The sequence below is a fragment of the Dictyobacter halimunensis genome, from assembly GCF_036245075.1.
The window spans coordinates 1,451,218-1,477,378 of sequence record NZ_BSRI01000002.1; the positions used below are offsets into that span (position 1 = coordinate 1,451,218).

The 26,161-nt window shown below is 54.5% G+C and carries 21 protein-coding genes; 10 read left to right on the forward strand and 11 right to left on the reverse strand.

The genetic code is table 11. The features are described 5' to 3' along the window. Positions 1 to 384: 384 nt before the first annotated feature. Together AABA21_RS20030 and AABA21_RS20035 are read right to left on the reverse strand one after the other, a co-directional pair. A complete protein-coding gene (locus tag AABA21_RS20030) occupies positions 385 to 849 on the reverse strand; it encodes a GtrA family protein (protein WP_338253219.1) in 465 nt (154 codons plus the stop codon). Positions 850 to 1,021: 172 nt separating this feature from the next. Then, positions 1,022 to 1,954, reverse strand: coding sequence for a mechanosensitive ion channel family protein (locus AABA21_RS20035; RefSeq protein ID WP_338253220.1), 933 nt, complete (start codon positions 1,952 to 1,954; stop codon positions 1,022 to 1,024). A 558-nt stretch (positions 1,955 to 2,512) separates the two neighbouring features. Between AABA21_RS20035 and AABA21_RS20040 the strand changes: the two genes are divergently transcribed. The 3 genes from AABA21_RS20040 to AABA21_RS20050 are packed head-to-tail and all read left to right on the forward strand — an operon-like array spanning position 2,513 to position 5,336. Further along, positions 2,513 to 2,650 (forward strand): hypothetical protein, encoded by a 138-nt coding sequence (locus AABA21_RS20040; RefSeq protein ID WP_338253221.1) that lies wholly within the window; start codon positions 2,513 to 2,515, stop codon positions 2,648 to 2,650. Then, positions 2,647 to 4,056, forward strand: coding sequence for an argininosuccinate lyase (gene argH / locus AABA21_RS20045; RefSeq protein WP_338253222.1), 1,410 nt, complete (start codon positions 2,647 to 2,649; stop codon positions 4,054 to 4,056). Before AABA21_RS20040 ends, argH begins: the two co-directional genes overlap by 4 nt. 2 nt (positions 4,057 to 4,058) lie before the next feature. Next, complete coding sequence (locus tag AABA21_RS20050) at positions 4,059 to 5,336, forward strand: argininosuccinate synthase (protein ID WP_338253223.1); 1,278 nt, start codon at positions 4,059 to 4,061, stop codon at positions 5,334 to 5,336. Between the two features lie 132 nt (positions 5,337 to 5,468). On the opposite strand, the gene AABA21_RS20055 is transcribed toward AABA21_RS20050, so the two are convergent. Together AABA21_RS20055 and AABA21_RS20060 are read right to left on the reverse strand one after the other, a co-directional pair. Continuing rightward, complete coding sequence (locus tag AABA21_RS20055) at positions 5,469 to 6,578, reverse strand: lipid II:glycine glycyltransferase FemX (RefSeq protein WP_338253224.1); 1,110 nt, start codon at positions 6,576 to 6,578, stop codon at positions 5,469 to 5,471. Between the two features lie 118 nt (positions 6,579 to 6,696). Beyond that, the gene (locus AABA21_RS20060; protein WP_338253225.1) at positions 6,697 to 7,098 is read right to left on the reverse strand and encodes a WD40 repeat domain-containing protein; all 402 of its coding nucleotides are present in this window, start codon (positions 7,096 to 7,098) and stop codon (positions 6,697 to 6,699) included. Positions 7,099 to 7,511: 413 nt separating this feature from the next. Here AABA21_RS20060 and AABA21_RS20065 point away from each other — a divergent pair, with 413 nt between their 5' ends. Continuing rightward, positions 7,512 to 8,081, forward strand: a complete 570-nt coding sequence (locus AABA21_RS20065; protein WP_338253226.1) for a nitroreductase family protein — start codon at positions 7,512 to 7,514, stop codon at positions 8,079 to 8,081. A gap of 224 nt (positions 8,082 to 8,305) precedes the next feature. Continuing rightward, positions 8,306 to 10,018, forward strand: coding sequence for a hypothetical protein (locus AABA21_RS20070; RefSeq protein WP_338253227.1), 1,713 nt, complete (start codon positions 8,306 to 8,308; stop codon positions 10,016 to 10,018). Positions 10,019 to 10,529: 511 nt separating this feature from the next. On the opposite strand, the gene AABA21_RS20075 is transcribed toward AABA21_RS20070, so the two are convergent. Further along, entirely contained in the window at positions 10,530 to 11,063 is a 534-nt protein-coding gene (locus AABA21_RS20075; RefSeq protein WP_338253228.1) for an adenine phosphoribosyltransferase, read from the reverse strand. Between the two features lie 251 nt (positions 11,064 to 11,314). Continuing rightward, positions 11,315 to 11,824 carry a large conductance mechanosensitive channel protein MscL gene (gene mscL / locus AABA21_RS20080; protein ID WP_338253229.1) on the reverse strand — a complete coding sequence of 170 codons (510 nt, stop codon included), beginning with the start codon at positions 11,822 to 11,824 and terminating at the stop codon, positions 11,315 to 11,317. Positions 11,825 to 12,691: 867 nt separating this feature from the next. Between mscL and AABA21_RS20085 the strand changes: the two genes are divergently transcribed. From AABA21_RS20085 to AABA21_RS20105, 5 genes are all read left to right on the forward strand, one after another. Beyond that, positions 12,692 to 14,446, forward strand: a complete 1,755-nt coding sequence (locus tag AABA21_RS20085) for an ABC transporter ATP-binding protein (protein ID WP_338253230.1) — start codon at positions 12,692 to 12,694, stop codon at positions 14,444 to 14,446. Continuing rightward, the gene (locus AABA21_RS20090; protein WP_338253231.1) at positions 14,443 to 16,206 is read left to right on the forward strand and encodes an ABC transporter ATP-binding protein; all 1,764 of its coding nucleotides are present in this window, start codon (positions 14,443 to 14,445) and stop codon (positions 16,204 to 16,206) included. The genes AABA21_RS20085 and AABA21_RS20090 overlap by 4 nt, the downstream gene beginning before the upstream one ends. A gap of 128 nt (positions 16,207 to 16,334) precedes the next feature. Beyond that, positions 16,335 to 17,006: a hypothetical protein gene (locus AABA21_RS20095; RefSeq protein WP_338253232.1), complete on the forward strand. Its 672-nt coding sequence runs from the start codon at positions 16,335 to 16,337 to the stop codon at positions 17,004 to 17,006. 219 nt (positions 17,007 to 17,225) lie between these two features. Further along, the gene (gene rlmB / locus AABA21_RS20100) at positions 17,226 to 17,978 is read left to right on the forward strand and encodes a 23S rRNA (guanosine(2251)-2'-O)-methyltransferase RlmB (RefSeq protein WP_338253233.1); all 753 of its coding nucleotides are present in this window, start codon (positions 17,226 to 17,228) and stop codon (positions 17,976 to 17,978) included. Positions 17,979 to 18,108: 130 nt separating this feature from the next. Then, positions 18,109 to 19,086 carry a hypothetical protein gene (locus AABA21_RS20105; RefSeq protein ID WP_338253234.1) on the forward strand — a complete coding sequence of 326 codons (978 nt, stop codon included), beginning with the start codon at positions 18,109 to 18,111 and terminating at the stop codon, positions 19,084 to 19,086. 147 nt (positions 19,087 to 19,233) lie between these two features. Here AABA21_RS20105 and AABA21_RS20110 read toward each other — a convergent pair whose 3' ends face one another. From AABA21_RS20110 to AABA21_RS20130, 5 genes are all read right to left on the reverse strand, one after another. Further along, positions 19,234 to 19,968, reverse strand: coding sequence for an SDR family oxidoreductase (locus AABA21_RS20110; RefSeq protein WP_338253235.1), 735 nt, complete (start codon positions 19,966 to 19,968; stop codon positions 19,234 to 19,236). Positions 19,969 to 19,986: 18 nt separating this feature from the next. Further along, positions 19,987 to 21,342, reverse strand: a complete 1,356-nt coding sequence (locus AABA21_RS20115; protein ID WP_338253236.1) for an FAD-binding oxidoreductase — start codon at positions 21,340 to 21,342, stop codon at positions 19,987 to 19,989. A gap of 356 nt (positions 21,343 to 21,698) precedes the next feature. Beyond that, positions 21,699 to 22,643, reverse strand: coding sequence for a DUF8189 domain-containing protein (locus AABA21_RS20120; protein WP_338253237.1), 945 nt, complete (start codon positions 22,641 to 22,643; stop codon positions 21,699 to 21,701). Positions 22,644 to 22,999: 356 nt separating this feature from the next. Next, the gene (locus tag AABA21_RS20125; RefSeq protein ID WP_338253238.1) at positions 23,000 to 24,493 is read right to left on the reverse strand and encodes an NADH-quinone oxidoreductase subunit N; all 1,494 of its coding nucleotides are present in this window, start codon (positions 24,491 to 24,493) and stop codon (positions 23,000 to 23,002) included. A 77-nt stretch (positions 24,494 to 24,570) separates the two neighbouring features. Beyond that, a complete protein-coding gene (locus AABA21_RS20130) occupies positions 24,571 to 26,151 on the reverse strand; it encodes a complex I subunit 4 family protein (RefSeq protein WP_338253239.1) in 1,581 nt (526 codons plus the stop codon). Positions 26,152 to 26,161: the final 10 nt, after the last annotated feature.

Consider the following 26,161-nt stretch of genomic DNA (forward strand, 5'->3'; position numbering starts at 1 on the left):
AAACAAAAGAACGCAAGACTATAAGATGCTCTTGATAACGGATGAGGCCATCCGGTGTGCTTTGGCGCTGCTGCGCCTGTTCGCACAAGGCTCTCTCGGTGTGTTCGGTCGGCTGGTATACCTGGATTTGCACCACCCTCCAGGTCGCTGTATATACCACACCCGCCTACTCTTCCTCGATCACTCGCCTCTACTTGAATACATTGTACTGATCATCTATGACTGTTCGTAACTGCAAGCTAGTTACCAGACCTGTTGCAGCGACGAAACCAATGTGCTTATCCAGCTTTGACTTTAGTATAGTAAGCACTCAAACCATTGTCAAGTGAAAATTATACATTTAAAGATCTTTTAACACATGTATATGGCGTGTCAGGGCGACAACTAATCGGCCGCCGAAGTGGTCTCATCCTCGTCGACAGTGGGCGGCAACATCGGATCGGTGACCGGCTCATGCTTGGGCGCAGCGGTTCTGGTCGGACGCGGACGATAGACGAAGCGATCCGAGACCAGGTATTTGTAGACAAACGAGAAGCAGAGCCCGATCGGATTGGAGAGGTATTCGTTCACGTGGAAGACATAGTGGAAGATTAGAGCCACCGAGAAAGAGATCACCAGGGCGGAGATGCTGGTCACCTCGGCCTTCAGCAGCCGATAGAGCCAGATAGAAGCGTGGTTGGGGCGGTATTCGGGATAGGTAATGAGCTGGTTCAGGGCAAAATTGGCGCCATTGCTGACGGCAAAAGCAAAGACATAGGCAACTGGATAGAAATGGAACAAAAACATAAATGCAGCCAGCGCCAGATCATTAATGAGAATACCAATGCCACCGATAATGGCGAAGCGCACAAATTTTTTGCGTACTAAATTCAAGAGAAAAGCAAAGATAGAAAATCTCCTTTTTTATTCACAAACCACAAAGGGCGGGTTGCCCTTTGTGGTTCTGCATATATCTGGAATCCACATATATTAACGTCCGGAGACCGGAGCCGGTTACCACTGATCCCGGATGTTACAACGGTTATTTGCTACGCCATGGCTCGTTCGGCCCCTGCCCGGTAGAGGTCTGTGGGGGATAGCCCTGGGTGGAGGCCGTCTGGGACGGGTAGCCCTGAGTAGGGGGCGTCTGGGACGGGTAGCCCGTGGTCGGACCCGCGGGGGTAGGCTGTCCCGGTTGATTAAGCTCACCGGGAGCCTTGCCCACCATCGATGGTGGCTGATTAAAGGGCTGCGACATATCGATCTGACCCTGCCCCGAGGCGGGCGCCATGGCCACGTTCATACGATTCTCGCTACGTTCAAGGACACGCTTGGCACTATCGCGTCCACCCAGGCCAAAGGCCAGTCCGCAGGCCAGCGCGATGCTACCAACGACAGCGGTAAACAGCGTCGTAATCAACGCGGGAGCAATCTGCAGTTGCTCCAGAGCGATCAACACGGAGAAACCCAGGATCGCGTAACGCGCGATGTTGGCCAGGAAGTTGGGATTCGCCATGCGCGTACTGGCGGAGGCACCCCGCACCAGGTCGGCCACCACGGCCGAGACCAGCATACCGATAAGCAAAACCACGATCGCGACAAACACATTAGGGATATAGCCAACGATCTGTCCGATCAGGACGCTGACCGCGTTCAACTCCAGGGCGTTGAAGGCAGGCACCAGGAAGATCAAGAAAACAAACCAGAAGAGGACCTTTCCTAATAATGTCGCGGGATCCATGCGCATATTCATCTGCTGCTCAAAGCGCGTAAGCCCAATGCGATCGCTCAAGCGATCAAAGCCTACACGGCGCAACAACAGGGTTAGTCCTTTAGCCAGCAACGAAGCTACAATCCAGCCTACCAACAGAATGACTAAGAATCCAACCAGCCTCGGGATAAACGCAAACACCATACCGAGCGCATTCGCCAGCGACGAATAGATGGCGGCGCCCCAATTGGTAATAACGCTCATGAGCTATGCTCCTTTCGCGGGTAGATATCGCTGACTGCCTGGACCACCCCTGTATAACAAACGAATCTACATGGATATGTGAAACATGTCCTCCTAAAAGGCAACTTTTATGTGCAGTCAGGGGTTTGACATTTCAGGAGAGGGCTGTTATCCTAATACAAATATTAAAGAAGACCCGCGTTGAACGAAAATAGTACGAGAGTTACAACCAACAGCGATCCGGAGTAGAGTGGAAGTTCGGAATGGTCGTGTCCTCTCAGAACGCATTCGTGAGCGGCTGGCCGAAGAAAGTTTGCTGTGATCCACACACTTATGGGACCACAGAAGACAAGTAGGACAGGTGGCTGGTTCCCATGTTTCGCAAGTAACCAGGAAAAGTGGTCTTTCGGCTCTTGCTCATAGAGCCTGCATGAAAGACAATTAGGGTGGCACCACGGGTGTGATAGGGCAATGATTAAGATATCCCTGCACTCTCGTCCCTTCAAGATTGACGGAAGGGGCGGGGGGTTTTTTATTGCCCTGCAGCTTCTTCCATAGCACAATCGAAGGAGATCACACATGCTAATGGTTCAACAGGGGTGCCCCAACCTATCGGACACCACGGCAAGATCCATTCGTGCCCTCAACCAGCCTGCCAGCCACGCATGGCATGCCCATCCCAGCGTCTCCCACGGCGCGAAGGAGGGCGCGCGATGAGCAAGATCTGGCAAAAAGGCTATAGCATCAACGAGCAGGTGGAGCGCTACACGGCCGCGCAAAATAGTCTGCTCGACAATCGCCTGATTCGGCATGACGTCTGGGGCTCGCTGGCCCACGCTATCATGCTGCACCAGATTGGAATTCTCGACGACGAAGAGCTCCAATCCCTCAAAAAAGGTCTGAACGAGATCCTTGAGCTGGAGAAAGAAGATACATTTGTCGTCCAGCCCTCGGATGAAGATGTGCACACTAGCATCGAGAACTATCTGACGCAGACAATCGGTACAGCAGGCAAGAATATCCATACCGCCCGCTCGCGCAACGACCAGGTGCTGGTGGATCTACGCCTCTACAGCAAAGAGGAACTAACGCAGACCAGCAAGAAGCTCTTCAACCTGATCACTACGCTTTTGAACTTCGCCGAAGAACAGATGGCTACTCCCATGCCCGGCTATACCCACATGCAGCGCGGCATGCTCTCTTCGGTTGGCCTGTGGGCCGCCAGCTTCGCCGAGTCCCTCATCGATGATGAGCGCCTGCTCTCGGCGGCCTATGAGATCAACGATCAGTCGCCGCTCGGCTCCGCCGCTGGCTATGGTGTCCCCTTGCCTATCGATCGCCAGCTGGTCGCTGACCTGCTGGGCTTCGCGCGCGTACAGAATAACGTTATCTACGTACAGAACGCCCGCGGCAAGATCGAGGCGGCCATCGTACAGGCGCTGACGCAGATCATGCTGGACCTCAGCAAGATGGCCCAGGACCTGCTGCTTTTTACCACGGCCGAGTACGGCTTTTTCCAGGTGGCGCAGGAGGTATGCACCGGCAGCAGCATCATGCCCCAGAAGCGCAACCTGGACATCATGGAACTGGTGCGGGGGCGAGCCCAGACGATGCTGGCCCATCAACAGCATATCCTTGGCATCGTCTGCGGCCTGCCATCCGGCTTTAACATGGATTACCAGGAGACCAAGCGCCCGCTGATGGAGGCGCTGGACCTGGCGCAGCAGAGCATCGACATCTGCTCCCTGGTGATCAGCAAGATAAGTGTCAACAAAGAAAGACTGCTGAAGGCCTGCACCTTTGAGCTCTTCGCCACCGATCGCGCCTACGACATGGTCACTAAAGATCAGATGCCGTTCCGCGATGCCTATCGCATCGTCGGCAAAGAGGTCACGGCCCAGCTCGATCAGCTCCTATCTCTGCCAACCGAAAGTCAGGAGCAACTGGTTGAACGCCTCAAGGCCCGCAGCCATCAGGGCGGCACTGGCAATCCGGGTTTAGAACAGGCCCGACAACGCCTGGCGCAGGCGCAAGAAGACTGGCAGCAACGCGCCACAACTTTCACAACCGCAATTCAACAGCTCGTCGGAACATCACAGATATCTATTCTGGAGGAGGAGTAGCTATGCCATCCGTTGTACTCGCATATTCTGGAGGACTTGATACCTCAGTCGCCATTCGCTGGATCAAAGAAAAATACGACCTGGACGTAATCGCCGTCACCATTGATGTCGGCAATGAGCGCAACATGCAGGAGATCGCCGATCGCGCCACCCAGATCGGGGCCATCAAGTCCATGATCGTGGATGGGCGTGAAGATTTTGTGCGCTATTTTGTCTGGCCCGCCCTGCAGGCTGGCGCCATCTACGAGGGACAGTATCCGCTGGCCACAGCGCTGGCCCGTCCCCTGATCGCTCGTCTGCTGGTTGAAGTAGCACGCCAGGAGGGAGCGGTCGCCGTGGCCCACGGCTGTACCGGCAAGGGCAACGACCAGGTGCGCTTCGACGTCTCAATCAACACGCTGGCTCCTGATCTCAAGATCATCGCGCCCGTGCGCGAATGGAGCATGACACGCGACAACGAGATCGCCTATGCCGCCGAGCACAACATGCCGATCAAGGTCAGCAACGCCAGCCCCTACTCGGTCGACCAGAATCTGTGGGGTCGCAGCATCGAATGCGGCATCCTGGAAGATCCCTGGGCCGAGCCACCGGCCGACGTCTTCGCCTGGACCAGCGATCCCGACACCATGGACGCCCTGGAGCCCAAATACTATGAGATCAGCTTCCAGAACGGCATCCCGGTCGCCCTCAACGGTGAAGAGATGCCCGGCTATGTCCTGATCGAGACCCTGAACAGCGAGGCCGGCAAATACGGCATCGGACGCATCGACCACATCGAGAACCGCCTGGTCGGAATCAAGTCGCGCGAGATCTACGAAGCTCCGGCCGCCGTGGTGCTGCACACCGCCCACAGTGCCCTGGAAAGTCTGACCCTGAGCCGCGAACAGATCCGCTTCAAAGAGACGATCGCCTCCGAGTACGCCCGCCTGATCTACAACGGCCAGTGGTATAGCGCCCTGCACCAGGACCTGGCCGCGTACGTCCAGAGCACGCAGCGCTTCGCCAGCGGCACGGTACGCGTCAAGCTGTCGCGTGGTCGCTGTCAGATCGTTGGTCGCAAATCGGATCACTCGCTCTACGATCATGGCCTGGCCACCTACGACAGTGGAGACCAGTTCGACCACAACGCCGCCCTCGGCTTCATCAAGCTCTGGGCGCTGCCGCTGAGCACGCAGGCCCAGGCCCAGTTGCTCCCCTCCATCGGCTTCGAGGGCAACCTCCTCAACACCGGCGAAGGCAAGGTCCAAATCTCCACCAAACCCGAGACGACCCACCCATAGGGTCAGAGTCTACCTCCGATTTTTAATACATCAAGCAGGCAGAAAGCGGAGGAGTGCGGGAGGGTCGGCTAGCCGACCCTCCCGCACTCCTCCGCTTTCTGCCTGCTTGATACATCCTCTCATTGAGGTATGCTATGCGTGGGTGGGAGTTTTGGGGGGCTGTTCGGGGGCCTTCTCCTGTTCGGCCTCTTCTTTGTGATTCTGGCGGGCGGCACGCCACTTTTTGAAATCGAGCATGCGCCTGTAAGCCTGGTAGAGGAATGGGTTGTAGGGCAAGTCGTAGCCAGGCATCGCGGTACGCGCAAAGCCGTTGAAGCCACGCTTGAAGGTATAGACGCCCCACAACGGATCCTTCTTGGCCTCTGGCTCTTCCAGCGTGGTGGGAATGCCCAGGAAGTTGTAGTATTCGCAGCCACGGGCTTTGGCCCACTGCATGCCGGTCCACTGCAGCAGGTGATTGGGCATGACGTTGCGACCTTTGGTCAGGGACGCGCCATAGCGATACCAGCACCACTTACCCATGCGCATCAGGACGATAGCGGCAATCGGCTTGCCCTCGTGCTCGGCGATCAACATGGCGTAGCGATCACCCTCAGAAAATAGCTTCTCTACCAACTCAAAGTGCTCAATGCTGTGGATATAGAACTGGTCGCGCTCACTGGTCTCCTGCAGGATACTATAGAAAGCTTCCATATCCTCCCGGCCTTTAGCCTCGCGTACCGTTACACCTTTACGGGATGCCAGGCGGATGTTGTAGCGCCACTTCTCTTTCATGTTGGCCAGGATCTCTTTTTCATCCGGCCGGATATCCAGGATCCATTCATTGCGAATGTGCAGAAACTGGTTCGATGGCTTGAAGCCGCGACGAGTCAGGGCCGAGGTCCAGGTGGTATCGCCTGCGTCGACTCCCGGTTCCAGCTTGAGCATAAAGGCCCCCTTCTTACGGGCCTCGCTCTTGACGAAGTTGAGCAGCACATTCATCGCCGGGGAATCGGGATCATCGATCACGGGACCGCGTGGCGCATAGAAGAAACTGCTACGCAAAAGCGGCATCTTGACCAGCAGCAGCAGCATGGCGGCGCAGAGATTGCCCTGATCATCAACCACGCCGACATGAAACGCCTGTGAACCGACATCCTTCGACAGCTCACCCCACTCATAGGACTGGGTGATATTTCCGTAGGGGGACTTCTCCACGAAGTCGTTCCACTGCTGCCGATCAGTAATGAAACGTGCTTCCATCTTTTTCTTCTCCTCTATTGCAACCTGATAGGCTGAGAGTCTTATCACGACTAGCACAGGCCAGGGCACCCTCTCAGGCAAATAAGCAGAGGAGACACACAGCAGCCATGCTAGGGTATTAGCTAGCGGATCCTGGTGAGTAATATACTCCTACGCCAGGTTGTTTTTGTGCCTGGGTCCAGACATCCCATATATAGAGCACTCGCTCTGTACTGGTCGATATCTTCAAGCTTGCGTCGGGCAGCCAATCCAGCACAGCACTCATAGTTTCCCGATAGACGAAAACAGCATACCGGGTGCGCACATTCCAAATGTGAATATCCTGGTCTTCGCCAGTTGACGCCATTACGCGCGTCTCAGAAGAACACGTCAGGGCCGTAACCTCTTCCGCCTGATGATAGCAGACCAGATTACAGATTATAGAAGAGGGATCGGGACCCGCGCGATAATCCCATACCTGCTCCATATAGGCCGAACCAGCACCCACGATCGAAGTCAACCACGAAAAAAAACTTTCCACACCTACACCTCATCTTCGACCAATCAATCGCAGAAATGTATGAACCTGACAAGTCGCGTGACAACACTCCAGTTGAATTTGCGCCGTCTTTACTTAACTGATTGAAAGGTATGATGTTATCGCGTTCAGTTTATCATGCAGTGGGATAAATCGCTACCAATTCAAACTTATGTCGCATGCGCTGGCCTCTTTCTTTGCTCAGGCGCCTGCGGCGCCGATCATGGATATTGAGGAGTGTGGTGTGCGGCCGAGGCCGCACACCACACTCCTCAATATCCATGTGATGGGGTCATGCCTTTTCATAAAGTGGGGAAAAGAGCTATAATACATCTCAACGATAGCAAACGTATAGGCGGTAAAAAACCTTCCCGGGCGGTAGCGCCATTATGAGTAGGAGAGAAAGTTTAGAGCAGATGACAACAGTTTTTGAAACGATCAAGCGGCGTCGTAGCATTGGTAAGATGACGGACCAGGTGCCGACGCACGAGCAGATTGAGCGTGTGCTGGAGGCGGCCACGCACGCCCCTAATCATCATAAAACCGAGCCATGGAGGTTTTTTGTGGTGAGCGGTAAGACACGTATCGAACTGGGAGCTGTGATGACCCAGGCCCTGGCCGAGCGCCACAAGGACGAACCCTATCTTTGCAGCCAAGCCAGCCTGGATAAAGAGCGGAATAAGCCATTGCGCTCCCCTATCCTGATCGCTGTAGCCTCCAAAGCGCCGGAACAGGGCAACGTACTCGCCATTGAAAACATCGAGGCGACGGCGGCGGCTGTACAGAACATGCTGCTGGCTGCTGAGGAGATGGGACTGGCCGCCATATGGCGTACCGGAGAGGCGGCCTATGATCCCCGCATCAAACACTGGTTTGGACTGGCAGCAGAAGATCAGCTGGTCGCCTTTGTCTACCTTGGCTATCCAGCCATTCAGGCCAGCGAACGCCTTCCTGTACCAGCGGACAGCCAAACCGTCTGGCTCTAATATGTTACCCCGCTGCATCCACCTCATGGTCAGCCTGGTTTTTGATGGCCAACCCGCAAAGGCCCCGAGTTTTCCCAACAAAAAACTCGGGGTAACTTCATGATATTTACAGGAGAATGCTCTATTGCAGATACGTTAAATAGTCCTATTCACACAAGCGATTATTTACGTTCTATAAGTAATAGGTAATTCATTTCTCATGTCCATAGCATAGGATGATAGTGATGTATAGCAAACCACTTATATTAGAAAAACAAAAAACGCCATCAAACGTACCCAATCAAAAGGCACGTATCGCGGTAGTACTTGTAACGACTATGGTGGTTATCGCGGTATCGATGCGCTTTATTCTGATCATGAATAACTGGCCTGTCACAAATAGCGATGAATCAATTATGGGGCTTATGGCTCTCCATATTTCACATGGAGGAGAATGGCCTCTTATGTATTATGGGCAGGGATATATGGGGCCGATAGAAGCATATATAGCGGCGCCCTTTTTTCGGCTCTTAGGTCCATCCGTATTTAGCTTACGGATTGGACTATTACTATTTTTCAGCTTGTTTTTAATTGCGATGTACAGGTACTCAAAGTTTCTGTATACAGAAAAATTTGCCCTCTTTATCTGTCTTTTACTGTGCCTGGAATCAAAAGAGATTATCATCCGACAATTGAAGGCGATAGGAGGGTATCCAGAGTTACCTCTGTTAGCAGTTACTATTTGCATCCTGGTTACAGCAATACTCTGGCGGCATAATAAAACGATCACTAATAAAGCGCGAGCAAGTCAATATTTACTCTATTTTCTGCTTGGTTTGATGGCAAGTTTTGCTATCTGGACTGATCTTCTGATTTTCCCATTTGTCATGATGGGCCTATTCCTTCTCATTATTTTTATAAGAAAAGATTTACTATCTCTGGCAGGGCTATTATTATTGTGCGGCTTTGTTATCGGCATATTTCCAATTATCCTGCATAATATAACAGCACCATTTAGCGAAAGCACCATCGCCAATATGGCTGGACTTATCAACGCGACTGATGGAAAAAGCTATTCACTACTGCAAAAATTGGGTGGCGCATTCTTTATTGGTATCCCTAGTGCAACCGGCTATCCGCAAATGTGTCCCTCCAACATGGCTCCAACCCTTGGGGAAATACAGGCGGGGTGCTTGCTCCTGCGAGGTAGCTGGAGCCTCGGCTATTTAGTGCTGTGGACACTGGCTGTATGGAGCGCAATCAAAAATATCAGGCGGGAAAGCGGGAAAGAGATAGCGACCACACGTGAAGCAAGACAAAAGCAGATCATCGAGTATAGCCGCCTGATGTTACTTGTGGGTGGTGGATTAACGATCATCATCTACTCGCCGAGTACATCGGCCGCGTCAGCACCAGAACCAACCGCGAGGTATCTTATCTGTCTGCTTCTCACCATTCCAGCTGTCCTGTGGCAACTCTGGCCCGGCAAGAGCAGCTATCTTAAAAACAAGGCCACAAAAGCTCCAGGCATCATCTTCTATCTGCACTTGTGTCTGTTAGCCACTATTCTATGTGCGTTCTCATATGGCATAATTGAAACGTTTACCGATATCCCCGCGGCCCAGCAATTTTCTCGCCAGGAAACAAGGCTCGCGCAACACCTGGAGTCAATCCAGGCAACACGCATCTACTCAGAATACTGGACGTGCAATCGCCTTATATTCCAGAGCGAAGAAAAAATTATTTGTAGCGTCCTCAATCCGGATCTTACACCAGGGATGAATCGCTACTCCCCTTACCAGGTTGCTGTGCAAAAGACCCAGAGTCCCTCATATGTATTTCCGCTGAACTCACAACACGAGCATAACTTTATCAAAATACATAAACAAGATAATACGCTGCAGAATTATCAGTACAGCACTTATGAAGGGTATTCCATATATCTCTCTAAAGGGTAGGTCTTACTTTCTGCATCCTGGGGGTACGTGAGCGGCCCCGCACGGGCGTCCGCTGCGCGGACGCCCTCGTTTTTGTATGTTGATGTATCGGGTGCACTGGTGCGCACCCGATACATCAACATACGCATGTCTTTTAAGCACTATCGGTGTGAAACTGATTTTATGTGTTGTTGCATGGGGTGCTCGGATGCCTAATACATCAACATACACATGCTCTTTAATCACTGTTGGTACTCAACAGCTTATTGTATGTTGGTGCAACAGGGGCGCGGATGCGCCCCTGTTGCACCAACATACAATACCGGTGCGGCCGCGCATGCGGGCGCCTGTGTGGGAGCGCCCATGTGCCCCCGCACGGCGAGAGTAATACATGCTCTTACGTATAAGCAGCATAGGAGATAAACAAAAAAAATATGCGAGGACACCATTGCTTGAGCAGGTGTCCTCGTATACACAAAAGGTAGTATCTGGGGATACTTCATATGTTTTTTTCTAGCAGAGATGGATGGGCTTAATATTGGATCAGCGCGAAGACGTCGTGTCCCTCCAGGCGTTCGCGGCCCTTGAGGAAACCCAGTTCCACCAGGAAGGCGATGCCGGCGATATGGCCTCCCATCTTCTCCACCAGTTCGATGGATGCGGAGACGGTGCCACCCGTAGCCAGCAGATCATCCACAATCAGGACACGCTGTCCCGGCTTGATGGCATCGGTATGCAGTTCAACCACATTGGTGCCATACTCGAGCGCGTACTCAACGCTAACGGTGCTGGACGGCAGTTTGCCGAATTTGCGCACGGGCACAAAGCCACAATTGAGCAGGTAGGCCAGCGGCGCCCCGAAAATAAAACCCCGAGACTCAACGCCAACGACGGCTTCAATACCAGCGCCCGCATAGTGCGCAGCCAAACGATCCATGGCCACGTGAAATGCTTTGGGATCTTGCAGCAAAGGGGTAATATCCTTGAACAGGACACCTTTCTGGGGAAAATCAGGAATATCGCGAACCCAATCTTCCAATCGTACAGGCTCGGATGTTGACGTCATGAGCTATGTTCTCCTCTGTATGGTATGAAATTGGCAATAACACAGGGGCCGGTCAAGCCACATACGCTATTCTCTTGACTGACCGCCCCTTGTCTTCACGGAAAACATTAATCGCATCCATTAAATTTATGAATAACAATCAACATTTTCTCCGTTAGCAGTATACGCTAGCCATTTCCCACATGCAAGAATCTGAAGGGTCGTCTCCCGTTTTCCGCCGGCAGAAAACGGGGGACGGAGGCGGATAGAAATTAGCGCGCCGTCGCAGCCTGTGCAGGAGTCTCATCGGCCGGCGGCAACTGGGCCGTACAATAAGCACACCGCGTCGCCTTCAAAGGCACCTCGCTCAAACAGAACGGGCAATCCCGCGTGGTCGGGGCCTCTTCCTGCTTGGGACGTAGTCGCTCATAACGATCATGCAAAGCATTGATCGGCTTTACAACAAAGAAGTAAACCACCGCCGCTGTCAAGATAAAACTGATAACGACGTTAAGAAAATCACCATATAAAAAAGGGCCCTCCTTCAAAGTGCTCAAATTACCCTGATGTACAAAAATACCAATTAATGGTGTAATCAGGTCTTTAACCGCACTCTGAACAACCCCATTAAAAGCGGCCCCAATAACAACGCCAACCGCCAGGTCAACGACGTTGCCGCGTAGCAAAAACTTGCGGAAGTCACCCAATGTGTTTAAGCCACCTCTGAAGCCACGACGTCCATACTCCATAATATTACCTCGATCAAATAAGTCCCGAGCCATGAACACTCCTTCTCGGCCAAAAAATCATACAATTACAATACAGTTGTTGGATGCTACACACGCATCTCGCATGTAATACGAAGGCCAGAAATAATCCGCTACATGGTAGAGGCATTTGTAGTAGGTGCTGGGCTTGCCCCAGCTTTGCTTGTAGTAGGTGCTGGGCTTGCCCCAGCTTTGCAGCGCGGCCCCAGCTTTGCAGCGCGGCCCCAGCTTTGCAGCGCAGCAACCTCGACAAATGTACTACCATACAGATCCAATCTCAGGGTAACATAAAGCTCAGCGTTATTCCAGACCCTCTCCTTATCGTAAGCGAAGATGCTGGGGGCATCCTCAACCCTGGTTTGTCGCAAAGCGACCCCGTTCACGGCCGATTCAGCTCACATAACACCATCCCATTGTCCCAGAACCCTGTTTGCAACATTTGAATGATGCGTAATGAATATATGTATCTTGATTTATATACAGGTTTATGGTACGCTCGTAAGAGATCGGCTGAAAGGAGCAGATACGCTAGATGATAACGATATTCGCATTTGATTTGAAGAAGAATTTTTCGCATCCTCTGATAGGAACCTATCTATAAGTGCGCCCTCGAAGCCGCTAGCTGTTTGTAGCATTGCTCCCCCTTCTTTACCCCAACGGGAGCATATCCTCCACTCGCTTAGACTGCATGACCATGGGTGCACGCTGACCCGTGGCTTTTTTCTGCCTTTTTCACATTATGATGCGTTTATACGCGAAGCCATGGGTATGGTTTGTCTATTCACCTCGTGGCCTAGCGGAGGTCATCATGCGCGCAAACGAATCTCTGGTGTCGGGCTCACGAGGTTTTTGAAAGCATTGCTGTGATGAAAGGATTCACCCATGAGCACCGCGCTCAAAGATTCATTTACCTATCGTGAGCTGTTGACGCTCTACCTGGGACCACAGTGGCGGCGCGTCTGCTGGCTGATCTTACTGCTGCTGGGCAGTATAGTCCTGCAGCTGATTAATCCTCAGATCTTACGCCAGTTTATCGATAACACCATGCAGGGAGCCGACATCACGCCGCTGATGCTGGCCGGGGCCCTGTTCATGGGATTCTCACTGCTGAACCAGATGCTGGCCGTGATCAATACCTATGTCAGCGAGAATGTGGCCTGGACCGCCACCAATCAGCTGAGAACCGACCTGGTGCGACACTGTCTGCAGCTCGATATAGCCTTCCATAAGGCCCGTACGTCGGGCGAGCTGATCGAGCGCATCGATGGTGATGTCAATACGCTGGCCACATTCTTCTCGCAGGCCATCGTCAGATTATTCGGCAACGGCTTGCTGATCATCGGCGTGCTACTGCTGCTCTTCAAGGAACAATGGCAGGTAGGGATCGCCATCAGCCTGTTCGCGCTCTGCGGCCTGTTGATCCTGACACGCGTACGCCGCATCGCCATTCCCTACTGGATGAAGACGCGCGAGAAGGATGCCGAGTTCTTTGGCTTTCTGGGCGAGCATCTGGCTGGTACGGAGGATCTACGCGCCAATGGCGCCACCGGCTATGTGATGACCCGCTTCTACCAGATTCTGCGGGGCTGGCTGCCGATCAATATACGCGCCAGCCTGGCCAGCTATGGGACCTGGGGCAGCACCCTGCTCCTATTCGGCATCGGCAACGCGCTGGCCCTGGCCATCTCTATCTACCTGTGGAGCAAGCACGAGATCTCACCGGGCAGCGTCTACCTGATCTTCTACTACACCAACCTGCTCAGCGCGCCGATGGAGCAGATCCGCACCCAGTTGCAGCAGTTGCAAGAGGCGGGAGCCGGCATTGAACGCATCCGTCAGCTCCTGCAGGCTCAGCCAACCATTCTCGATGGCAGCGGGCCAGACCTGCCAGAGGGGGCGCTGGCCCTGGAGATCGATGACCTCACCTTCAGCTACAATCCGGAGGAACCAGTATTGCAGCACATCTCTCTGCAACTGTCGGCGGGACGCGTACTGGGTGTGCTTGGACGCACCGGCAGTGGCAAGACCACTCTGGCGCGCCTGCTGCTGCGTCTATATGAGCCCCAGCAAGGAGAGATACTGCTGGGAGGTGTGCCGCTGCGCCAGACGCGGCTGAGCGATCTGCGTCAGCACATCGGCATGGTCACCCAAGACGTACAGCTCTTCCACGCCACGGTACGCGACAACCTGACCTACTTCAACCGCGCCATAGCCGATGAAAGGATCATCAGGGTCCTCTCAGAGGTAGGGCTGGTGGGCTGGTATAAAAGCCTGCCTGAAGGGCTGGATACCGTCCTGGGCTCGGACGGCGAGGGGCTATCGGCGGGCGAGGCTCAATTACTGGCCTTTACACGCATCTTCCTCAGCGATCCCGGTCTGATTATTATGGATGAAGCTTCGTCCCGCTTAGATCCCGCGACGGAGCAGTTGATCGAGCACGCCATCGACACCCTGCTGAACAATCGCACCGGCATCATTATCGCGCATCGGCTGGGCACGATTCAGCGCGCCGACGATATATTGATCATCGAAAATGGACGGATACTGGAGTATGGACCGCGCACCCGGCTAGCCGCCGATCCTCAATCACGCTTTTACCAGTTGCTGCAAACCGGCTTAGAAGAGGTGCTCGCATGAAGACCTATCAATATCTCTGGCGCCTGTTTCGCTATCGCCCGCTGCTCTACACGCTCAACGCCGTGCTGTGGGCCATCATCCATGTCGCGCCCCTGGTACCGGGCCTGCTGGCACAGCAGTTCTTTAATCGTCTGCAAAGCGCCACACAGATCTCAAATGCCTTCTGGCTCATCATCGTGCTACTGGTCGCAACCGAGCTGGGCAGAGTATGCCTGATCCTGTGCGGAGGAACCGTAGATTCGCTGCACCGCTTCAGCATCAACGGCCTGCTGAAGCGTAATATGCTGGCGCGCATCCTCGAGCGTCCGGGGGCACACGCGGTACCGGGCTCTCCAGGCGAGGCGATCAGCCGCTTCCGCGACGATGCGCGCCAAGCCGAAGACGCCGTCAGCTGGACCCTGGATAGCATCGGCTCCATCTGCTTTTCGATCATCGCCATCGTGATCATGCTCAGGATTAGCGTCACCATTACGCTGTTTGTGTTTATGCCGCTGGTTTGCATGGTAGCTGTCACCCAGGCCATCCATAAGCGCCTGGAGCGCTATCGCCGCGCCAGTCGCGAGGCCACGGGGGCTGTCACCAGCGCCATTGGCGAGATCTTCAGCAGCGTACAGGGGATCAAAGTGGCGGCCGCCGAAACACACGTCGTAGAGCATTTCCAGGGGCTGAACGAGCAGCGCCGCCGCACCATGCTCAGGGATCGTACGCTGGAGCAGCTGCTCGACTCGATCTTCGGCAACACGGTCGGGCTGGGCACCGGCATGATCCTGATCCTGGCTGCGCAGGCGCTTCACACTCATCAGCTAAGCATCGGCGACCTGGCGCTCTTCATATACTACCTGACCTTCGTAACTGAATACACACAGTGGGCCGGCACGTTCCTGGCCCACTACATCCAGACCGGGGTAGCATTTCAACGTATGGATACACTGCTGCAGGGCGCGCCGGCTGAGCGGCTGGTCGCCCATCATCCGCTCTACCTGCGCGGTACCCTGCCAGCCCCCAGCCCGAACATAGTGCCCAGCGAACAGGATCAGTTGACGGTGCTCAAAGTGGAGGGATTGAGCTACCGCTATCCCGATAGCGGGCGTGGCATCACCGGGATCGGCTTTCAGCTGCGTCAAGGATCGCTAACCGTCATCACCGGGCGCATCGCCTCCGGCAAGACGACACTCCTGCAAGCACTGCTGGGTCTGCTTCCCGGAGACGAGGGGGAGATCTATTGGAACGGCCAGGCAGTGCAAGACGCAGCCAGCTTCTTTGTGCCGCCGCGCAGCGCCTATACCGCGCAGATCCCGCGCCTCTTCAGCGCCACGCTGCAGGAAAACATCTTGCTCGATCAGCCACACAATCCCGCACGGCTGCAAAAAGCCCTGCACACGGCGGTTATGGAACCGGACATCGCCACGCTGGAAAACGGACTGGAGACCATCATCGGCAGTCGGGGCGTCAAGCTCTCAGGCGGCCAGATCCAGCGCACGGCCGCCGCCCGCATGTTCGTGCGTCCCGCCTCCCTACTGGTCTTTGACGATCTCTCCAGCGCCCTCGACATAGAGACCGAGCACCTGCTGTGGGAGCGGCTGTTTCAGGATCAGCCACCCACCTGCCTGGTTGTCTCCCATCGCAAAACCGTCCTGCAGCGCGCCGACCAGATCATCGTACTCAAAGATGGACAGATCGAGGCCAGAGGCACGCTCGCCGAGCTCCTGGAAAATAGCGAGGAATTTCAATATCTCTGGCATGGAGCCGGCAATTTTTGACATTTATGGCAAGATCATGTTACCCTGGTAGAGGTAATATATAGCGTAAATCGCTCATTTACGAGCACACAATAGTAAAGAAGATAACCAGTGGTCATCAATGACCATCTTCGTAAAGGAGTACAGATATGTGGCCATTTGATCAGAATCAACACCAGGTATACCAGCAGTATGCCCAGGCCTATGATACGGGTAACTTCAGTGGATTCGATCCTATGCAAGCCATCAACCATTTACGCCAGTTTATTCAGGGCGCGCCACCCGAGATGCAGCAGAATATCTATCAGCAGCATTTTGATCAGATGCCTTATGAGCAGCGCGCGATTCTGGCTCAGCAGATGCCACCGCAATACGGGGTCGATCCAGGTAATAGCTGGTCGATGGCGCAGGGGCTGATGCGCATGGGACAGGAGCAGCCGCACCTGCTCCAGCAGATCTTCAGTCATCCCTTGCTGATGGGCAGCGCTGTAGCCTTAACCGCTCTGGTCGCCAAACATATGCTGGCCCATCGTCAACAGCAGGGTGGCTATCAGCAGCAGCCATACTATAACGATAATTTCCAGCAGGGTGGCTTCCAGCAGCAGCCCTATGGCAATGATCAATATCAACAGCAGCCCTATGGCAATCGGCAGGGCTACCAGGATCCTCAGTATGCGCAGCAAGAACTGCAGCAGGAGCGACAGCGCGAACAGGAATTGCGGCGCGAGCTGAGACAGGAAGAGCAAGAGATCGAGCGCCTGGAAGGCAATGGTTATGGTAATCAACAGCGCCATCACCACCAGCGCCGCGAAGAATATTAAGTCTCTTTTTGTGTGCTGGTGCTACAGGGGCGGATCCGCGCCCCTGTAGCACCAGCACACAAACCAGTGCGGCTGATATGAGAACAGGCCTTCCGCATGAGCTTTTTCATGCGGAAGGCCTGTTCTCATATCAGGCACAAATAGTGGAGAGAGGCGCGGTGGTGTGCTATACTCGGGGAGAATTAATTTACCCATCATCATGATACATAAAGAGGTACTATGCCCGAATATATATGGGGCCGCAATCCCATTGCAGAAACGTTACAGTCCGGTCGCCACGTTCAGCGCCTGTTGCTGGCCGAGGGAATCCGTGAGGCCCCGGCCATCGCGACTATCTTGCAAGAAGCCAGGCGACGCCAGGTTCCAGTTGAGACCGTGCCGCGTCACCGCCTGGATCAGATCAGCCACGGGGCAGTTCACCAGGGCTGCATCGCCCAGGTTGAGGAGCGCAGATACGCCAGCGCTGACGATATCCTGGCCCATGCCGCGCAGAAACAGGAAGCTCCCTTTATCCTGATCCTGGACGCGATCCAGGATGTCAATAACCTGGGCTCGCTGCTGCGTACGGCCGAGGCGGCCGGCGTCCATGGTGTGATCATCCCGGAGCATCGCGCAGCTGAGGTCAACGCCACCGTGGTCAAAACGTCGGCGGGCGCCACCGAGCATATCCTGATCGCGCAGGAGACCAACCTTACCCGCGTCATCGACCAGCTCAAGAAAGAGAACATCTGGGTCGTTGGCCTGGCAGGCGAGGGAAAGACCCTCTACACGCAGGCCAATTTAACCGGGCCGCTGGCCATCGTGGTAGGCAACGAGGGGAAAGGATTGAGCCGACTCGTACGTGAGCACTGTGATGTACTCGTCAAACTACCGATGTTTGGACAGGTCAACTCGCTTAACGCCGCCGTGGCCGGAAGCATCTCCCTGTATGAAGCATTACGGCAGCGTACCACCCAGAACGGAAAAAAGTAGGACATGACACATAAAACGCTAACAGGGCGGTAAATGTAGACGTATAGATTATAGAGGATTTATCCCGTTACGCCAATTCATTCAACTGCGTCTATTTTAATACAATGTTGTGTTCCCAGGAGTAATTCTAGTGTTCAAAACTTTCATCAGGTATCTCAGCGTCCTATTTTGTGGCCTGGTCGGGTGCGCACTTTTTATCTGTACCTATACACAACCAGCGGCTTTTGCCAGTCCATCTCATACCCAGGATGATCCAACGCCCACGGCAACGGCGACGGCCACCTATAATCCTAATTTAACGCTCGCCCTGCCAGCAGGAGGAACGCCCAGCGGACGACCAGGAACCGTCATTCAATTGACCGGCACCGGCTTCCCTCCCAACAGCGGTGTGGCGTTCTCGATCGCGACAGATCCCAATCAGTGTGCCAGCGGCAATGGCAGCGTAGGACCCCTCCAGTCACAACAGCCGGCGAATGCCGATGGCAACGGCAACTTCACGGTTCAGGCCAGCTGGCCCGACAGCGCCAATCAGCCCAACACCAAGTATTACGTCTGCGCCAGCGCGGGCAACGCCCATGCGGCGGCTACCACGCCGTTTACCGTCCTCGGTCAGCCAACGGTAGCCTCCTCCAACCAAACGGTCAACGCCGGTGACAAAGTGACCATCACAGGACAGAACTGGCTTCCCCAGCAAGGCTTAAACGTAGCGATCACCGCCGGTCAGGGCGGCAACACCATCGTCAGTGGGCAGGCCAATCCGGATACCAACGGCACCTTCTCGCTAGACCTGACGATCCCCGCCAGTACCGCGTCCGGCAACTACGGCATCAGTGTCGTCGGCCAGAATGATCCCAACTTGAAAACGTATCAGGATAACGCGATCACCGTCAACGCGCAGGCCACACCCACTCCCCAGGCCACAGCCACACCTACAGCCACACCTACTCCCCAGGCCACAGCCACACCTACCCCTACTCCTTCCACGAACAATGGCTCTTCTGGTGGCGGCGGCGGCCTGACCTGGCTCATCTTCTTATTAGGTGGTGTAGGGGTCGTCCTGGTCATCATCGGCCTGACCATGTACCTCTCCAATACCCACAGTAGTTGAGGGGTGTCAGACACACTTTTTCCAGGGACGCGTATGCGCCCCTTTCGGGCGGCCGCTGGCGCAGCCGCCCGTATTAAAAGGGTTGATGCATGGGTTGCGCGGATGCGCAACCCATGCATCAACCCTTTTATCATTTGTATGATGGTGCTACAGGGACAGGCGTTTGAAGATGCTTTCGGGAATGGATTTGATGACCAGCATGATGATGCGCCAGTAGCCGGGTGTATAGGCGATGTCTTTGCGTCGCTTGATGGCGTCGTAGATGCCCTGGCCGACCGCCTCCGGTTTGGCGAAGAGCAGGCCCTGCTTCATATGAGCCGTCATCGGTGTAGAGACGGTGCCCGGCTTGATCGTAACCACGGCCACGCCCGATTTCGCCAGGCGGTTGCGCAGTCCCTGCAAGAAGGTGCTGACCGCCGCTTTGGCCGTGCCATAGACATAGTTGCTTGCGCGACCGCGATCGCCGGCTACAGAAGAGATAACCGCGATCGTACCCCGCTTCTGCTGCTCAAAATAGTTGGCGCTCAGGGTGAGTAGTGAGATCACGCTCAGCGCGTTGGTATTGAACTCCTGCAGCGTCTCGGCCACGCTCAGCTCGCAGGCCCGCTGATCACCCAGGGTGCCATGCGCTATCAACAGCACATCCAGGCCTCCAAGTGTGGCGATCGCCTGCTGCAGCATCGCATCGTGGTGCTCCAGCTGACTGAGGTCCAGGGTATAGGTCTCGATAGCCTGCGCCCCGCGCACCTTCAGATCGGCGGCCACCACCGCCAGCTTCTCGGCGGAACGCGCGACCAGGAAGAAATCGGCCCCATCGCGGGCAAAAAACTTGGCTGTCTCATGGGCCAGCGCGGACGTGGCCCCTACAATTGCTACTCTCATCGTCTTTATCGTACTTTCTTAGATATAGGTCGGAATGTTGCTATCGGTCCCCTGAGTCACACGACGCCAGAAGCTGGAGGAGAACTTGGGATCAATATACTGTTCAAACTCCTGCCACTGCGGATAGTACTTCTTAAAGGACTCGGGGCTCATGCGGGCATCTTTAGCAGGATAGAGGACGCCACCGTTATCCTCAACGATGCGGTCCAGCTCGTTCATAAAGGTGCGCGTGCGCTCACCATGGTTGGAGAAGTCGAGGGCCAGCGTAATACCGGGACGTGGGAAGGACAGCATACCGGGCGACTTGATGTAGCCAAACTGCTTCAACACGGTCAGGAACGAACCCTCGCCAGCCTGCTGGATATGGTGGATGCACTTGCGCATCGCCTCGCGGCCATTCTCAAACGGGACCACAAACTGATACTGGAAGAAGCCACGCTTGCCATAGATACGATTCCAGTTGTGGATAGCATCCAGTGGATAGAAGAATGGATCGTAGGGCACGGTCTTGCTGACGTACTTCTCACGCTGGACATGATAGTAAGCCTCGTTGAACGCCTTCACAGTATACGTATTGAGCGCGAACGAAGGGAAATCGATCGGCACGGCCAGCGGCAGCTTCTTCGGCTTATATTTCTTCGCCAGGTCAGGATCTTGATTGTGGTTGCCGCGAGAAAACTTGCCGCGACACAGCTTATCACCACCGATCAAGAGATCCACCCACGACACGGTATAGTCATAATCTTTATCCGAGGCGGCCGAAAGCTCGAAAAACTCATCGAGCGACTCGAAGCGGATCGAGTCCATATCGATAAAAGGATTCATGATCTTGCGCAGCCGAAACTCGGCCCACAGGATCACACCGGTCAGGCCCAATCCACCGATCGTAGCCCGGAAAAGCTCGCTGTTCTGCTCGGGTGAGCAGATCAGGTGCTCCCCGCTTGAGCGCACCAGCTCAAATTTAGTCACGTGACAGCCGAAGGTGCCGGCGGCATGGTGATTCTTCCCATGCACATCATTGGCGATCGCGCCGCCGACCGAGACAAATTTGGTACCCGGACTCACCGGCAAGAACCAGCCGCGTGGGACCGCCACCTGCAACACATCGGCCAGCGAGACGCCGGCCTCGCAGCGAATAATGCCTTTTTCTGTATCAAAAGAAATAAAATTCTTAAGATGGCTCGTATCAATAGAGATACCATTTTCATTCAGACAGCTATCGCCATAGCTGCGACCATAGCCATAGGGGAGGATTGATTGATCCATCGAGCCAAGGTCCGGCAGTTCACCGCGCCAGTATACTGGTACGACCTGGTTATTCTTGACCAATGGATAGCGCCCCCAGGATTGAGGTTGTTTATTTGCAGATCCCATAACTTATCTATTCCTTGTTCATTGTAGCGCGAATGAATATGTTTCACATTGTTGTTACGTTCATAATAACGTATAAGCCCTAACTCACGCTACGAATCAGCCCAAATGTATAGGTGGGAGGGAGATATGGTGTTGGATACAGGGGCCGTCGAGGCCCCTGTATCCAACACCATAGAAAAAAGGGTATAGGGTAATGAGGCAGCTCAGGAGTCCATTTTGAGTTGGTGCATGGAACCTCGTCGGCCCCTGTATCTAACACGCTGAAAAAGGGGTATAGGGTGCGGAGGCAGCACAGGAGTCCGTTTTGAGTGGTGCATGGGGCGCGGATCCGCGCCCCATGCACCACTCAAAAACTCTTAGTAGAGGGCCATGAAGGTGGTAAGGATGCTGTGATCGACGTCCTTTTGCTGGAGGGCCAGAGCGTCGGAGGTCAGCTTATGTTGCTGACTGGGACTGCCACGGAATGAGAAGTGATGGAGCGATCCATCACTGCTGGCGACGACAACGTGCTGCAAACCATCGGCCTGGGCGTAGGCGGTCAAGAAGGTCATGCTGCCCTCGCTGACCAGGTAGAAGCGAGCAAGCACATCGGTCTGGAAGGATGCCTCTTCATTCAGATAGCTGACGTGATAGAGTTTACCATCGCGGGTAGCAACGATGAGGTGACGAGACCCATCGATCGGCAGTTGGTAGGCCGCCATGCCAAAGAAGCGCTCATCGAAGAAGCCCAGTGAACGGCGCTGAGCCGTCTGCTGGTTGCCAAAGGCGTAGTCATATAAATGACCATCGCTGGCCGCGACCAGCAGATGGTGTGTAGCAGTCTTAGAGGTGAAATAGCCAGCGATACTGGTCGCATTGCTCTCAAGGCTTGCCACCGGCTCGGGAGTGGCCTCCCGCTCTGACTGCATGTTGAGATGATAGACCACGTCATCACTGGTGGCCGCCAGGACATGATACGTATTATCAGCAGAGGAGTAAGCCGCCAGCGCCGTCACCATCACGTCCTCAAAATGGTGTACAAACTGCTTCTGCTCACCCTCAAAATGGTAGAGGTTACCATCGACGGTCGCGGCGACGGAATGAAGCGCGCCATCAGCGCTAGCATAGACCGCCAGCGCGTTGATTACCTCACCATCCAAGCGACCGATCACGCTAAACGCGAGCTGCTCATTAGCCTGCGGCGTAATATAATAAATATTCGCATCACCCGTTGCTATCACCACATGCTGAGTTTGATCATTCTCAACTACAAGACCAGAAATAGCCGTTGCTACCTCATTAAACGCAAGAGATTGGACCATCTACCTGCTTTCCTTTCAAGATACCTGGAGTCGTTATAATTATGTATCTGAATATGCATTCTATAGGCTATAGCAGATAATTATGGTAATAAAAAAGTGTATTTATGGTTAAGATTAAATGATTCGAGTGCTGATTATGTATAGGCTGCGCCATAAGCCGGCGATGGGTGTCTGCGACCCCTCACGCTACGCGCCTGCGGCGCTCAGAGAGTTTTTTATAGAGATGATGGTGCAAAGGTGCGCTTGGCGCGCACCTTTGCACCATCATCTCTATAAAAATAAAAGAGGTTCAATAGAACTAATAATACAGTTCTATTGAACCTCTTTGTATGGAGCCTGTAGCTCCAGGAGTTTTATTAGCGACCGACGAGTGAAGCGAAGAGATTGAAGGCCGCGGGATTGGCGGCATTGATCACCAGCTGCACGATAACGGTCAGCACCAGCAGGGCAGCCGATGCCAGGGTGATCGAGGTACCCAGACTCATTGAGGTCACCAGGCGACCCTCTTTCTGTGGCTCATCAAAGAACATGACTTTGATGATGCGACCGTAGTAGACTACCGAGACGATACTGTTCAGCAGAGCGATGATTACCAGCCACGACTGACCCAGCTGCCAGGCCGAGGTAAAGATAAACACCTTACTGAAGAAGCCGGCCACCGGTGGAATACCTGCCAGAGAAAGCAGACACAGGGCGGTACCAACACTCAGCAGCGGGGCGCGCCTCCACAGGCCACGGAAGTCATCGATCTTCTCGCCACCGGTCATATTCGCCAGGGCGATGATGCCCGAGAAGGCACCCAGGTTGGTGACAACGTAGACCAGGATAAAGAAGAGCACCGCGGCGGTACCGGTAGCGGCGGCGGCCTGGTTAATATGGGCCATACCCACAGTACCGACCACACCGACCAGGATATAACCGGCCTGCGCGATACTGGAATACGCCATCATACGCTTGATATTGGTCTGGACCGCAGCCACAAAGTTACCCAGCGTCATGGTCAGGACAGCCACGATCGAGAGGGTTACAACCAGGGGCAGCAGGTCCACCTGCCACAGGCCACCATAGATCAGGACGCGGATCAGGGCCGCGAAGCCAGCTGCCTTCGAGCCAACCGAGAAGAAGGCCGTTGCTGGTGTGGGAGCGCCCTCATAGATATCGGGAGCCCACATATGGAACGGAACCGCCGAGATCTTGAAGCCAAAGCCCGCGATCACCAGCACATCCGCCACGATCACCATCAGGTTGCCATTGGTAAAGCTCTTGAAGGTATGCGCCAGGCCCTGCAGATCCGTGGTACCGGTCAGGCCATAGAGCAAGGCGAAGCCATACAGCAGGATGGCCGAGGACATCGCGCCGAGCAAGACATACTTGACGGCCGCCTCAGACGACTTGGTATCGGAACGAATCAGGCCAGCCATGATATACAGTGGGAAGCTGGTCAGTTCCAGAGCGATATAAATCGAGATCAACTCGCCTGTGCTGGCCATGAACATCATACCCACGACCGACAGGAGCATCAACGAATAAAACTCGCCATCCGCCTGCACGTACTTCCCAATATAGTCATAAGACGCCAGGATGATAACGGCCGCGATAATCAAGAAGATGATCTCAAAAAAGAGAGAATACTGATCCACCACCAGCATCTTAAAAAATGCCGTCTGGGGGCCACTAAAGGTAACAACCTGCGCGATGGTAAAAGCCGCAGGCACGATCAGACCTACCAGCGCGGTAGCCGCAATGACGATACGTTTCTTCGTAAAAAGATCAACGGCCATCACAACCAACGCTAACAGCACCAGGCTGATTTGAGGCGCCAGCAGGTAGAGATCATAAGGCCTAAACATAATTACTCCTTACCCCGCAGCGGGGCGATCCAGCTTGTTAACCTGGCGGATCGCCCAGGCTGCTTCGGGGGCCTCCCCTACTTTATCATGGTCACGGCCGTATGAATAATCGGCGTGATACTACTCGAAATCATGTTAACCAGAGGCGCCGGATACACGCCAACAAACACGATCAGCCCGGCCAGAGCAAACAGCGGGACGAGCTCGCGTGCCGAGGCATCTGGCAGCCAGTTCCACTTCTGATTGAAAGGTCCAAAGAAGACGCGCTTGATCATCCACAGCAGATACGCGGCGGTCAGGATCATAGTAAAGACCGCGATCAAAGTCGGAATGCTCCAAACACGGAAGCTACTGGTGAAGACCATGTATTCAGCGACGAATCCGGCCATACCAGGCAGCCCCAGTGAGGCCAGGGCCGCGAAGGTGAATAACGTGCCCAGCATCGGCATGCGCTTGGCGATACCACCGAAGACGGCGATCTCGCGGGTATGGGCCAGATCATAGACGACGCCAACGCAGAAGAAGAGCATACCGGTAATGATACCGTGGCTAAACATCTGCAGGGTCGCGCCGGTCAAAGCCACCTGGCGGAACGCCTGGTCGCCAGCCAGGCCACCAGCCGCGGCGGCCACGCCCAGCAGGATGATACCCATATGGCTCACGCTCGAATACGCGATCAGCTTCTTCATATCCCTCTGCACCAGGCAGATCGCCGCGCCATACAGGATATTGATCACCGCGATCACCACCAGCCAGCCCGCGAACTGCCCCAGTCCTCCAGGGAACAGGGTAAAGCAGAAGCGGATCAGGCCATAGGCACCCATCTTCAGCAGCACACCAGCCAGCAATACGCTAACCTCGGTCGGAGCATCCGTGTGGGCATCCGGCAGCCAGGTATGGAACGGGAACATCGGGATCTTCACCGCGAAGGCCATGAAGACCAGCAGGAAGGTCAGCAACTGCAGGGTAATGCCAATGCCAAAGATCGTCGTGGTACCACCGATCAGGTGCGTGGACAGATACTGCATGTCGGAGCTACCGACATTGAAGTAGAGCAGGATGAAACCGGCCAGCATAAACACGCTACCAAAGAACGTGTAAAGCAGGAACTTCCAGGCCGAATAGACACGACCGGGAACGCCATGTTTAATCGCGTCACTTCCCCAGACACCGATCAGGATAAACATCGGAGCCAGCTCAACCTCCCACATCAGGAAGAAGAGGAAGATATCCAGCGCCATAAAGACGCCCATCACACCGGCTTCCAGAAACAGCATCATGGCCAGATAGTCTTTGACGCGCTTCTTCTGCCAGCCGCCAATCACGGCCAGCATCGTCAACAACGCGTTCAAGATCACCATCGGCAGGCTCAGGCCGTCCACGCCGAGAAAGTATTGCACAGTAAAGCGGGACGAACCAGCCTTCAGATTAATCCAGTTCAACTTCACCTGGTCGGCCAGGTGGTTCAAATCACCAAATCCGCTAATCCCACTGGTCGTGAGAATACGGAAGAAAATCCACATTGAAAGAGCGAAGGTAGCCGCCGAAAGGGCCAGGGCCCACCAGCGCGCCACTTTCGTCGGAAACACATAGACACCCACACCACCAATCACAGGCAGCAGGAGAATCCATGTGAGATCGCTCGCAAAAAACGACATGTCTTCTTAT

Coding starts and splice junctions, on each gene's coding strand:
- rlmB (WP_338253233.1), top strand. CDS start 17,226: ATGCCCGAATATATATGGGGCCGCAATCCCATTGCAGAAACGTTACAG.
- AABA21_RS20075 (WP_338253228.1), bottom strand. CDS start 11,063: ATGACGTCAACATCCGAGCCTGTACGATTGGAAGATTGGGTTCGCGAT.
- AABA21_RS20130 (WP_338253239.1), bottom strand. CDS start 26,151: ATGTCGTTTTTTGCGAGCGATCTCACATGGATTCTCCTGCTGCCTGTG.
- AABA21_RS20065 (WP_338253226.1), top strand. CDS start 7,512: ATGACAACAGTTTTTGAAACGATCAAGCGGCGTCGTAGCATTGGTAAG.
- AABA21_RS20085 (WP_338253230.1), top strand. CDS start 12,692: ATGAGCACCGCGCTCAAAGATTCATTTACCTATCGTGAGCTGTTGACG.
- argH (WP_338253222.1), top strand. CDS start 2,647: ATGAGCAAGATCTGGCAAAAAGGCTATAGCATCAACGAGCAGGTGGAG.
- AABA21_RS20095 (WP_338253232.1), top strand. CDS start 16,335: ATGTGGCCATTTGATCAGAATCAACACCAGGTATACCAGCAGTATGCC.
- AABA21_RS20035 (WP_338253220.1), bottom strand. CDS start 1,954: ATGAGCGTTATTACCAATTGGGGCGCCGCCATCTATTCGTCGCTGGCG.
- AABA21_RS20120 (WP_338253237.1), bottom strand. CDS start 22,643: ATGGTCCAATCTCTTGCGTTTAATGAGGTAGCAACGGCTATTTCTGGT.
- AABA21_RS20090 (WP_338253231.1), top strand. CDS start 14,443: ATGAAGACCTATCAATATCTCTGGCGCCTGTTTCGCTATCGCCCGCTG.
- AABA21_RS20125 (WP_338253238.1), bottom strand. CDS start 24,493: ATGTTTAGGCCTTATGATCTCTACCTGCTGGCGCCTCAAATCAGCCTG.
- AABA21_RS20070 (WP_338253227.1), top strand. CDS start 8,306: ATGTATAGCAAACCACTTATATTAGAAAAACAAAAAACGCCATCAAAC.
- AABA21_RS20050 (WP_338253223.1), top strand. CDS start 4,059: ATGCCATCCGTTGTACTCGCATATTCTGGAGGACTTGATACCTCAGTC.
- AABA21_RS20040 (WP_338253221.1), top strand. CDS start 2,513: ATGCTAATGGTTCAACAGGGGTGCCCCAACCTATCGGACACCACGGCA.
- AABA21_RS20115 (WP_338253236.1), bottom strand. CDS start 21,342: ATGGGATCTGCAAATAAACAACCTCAATCCTGGGGGCGCTATCCATTG.
- AABA21_RS20055 (WP_338253224.1), bottom strand. CDS start 6,578: ATGGAAGCACGTTTCATTACTGATCGGCAGCAGTGGAACGACTTCGTG.
- mscL (WP_338253229.1), bottom strand. CDS start 11,824: ATGGCTCGGGACTTATTTGATCGAGGTAATATTATGGAGTATGGACGT.
- AABA21_RS20110 (WP_338253235.1), bottom strand. CDS start 19,968: ATGAGAGTAGCAATTGTAGGGGCCACGTCCGCGCTGGCCCATGAGACA.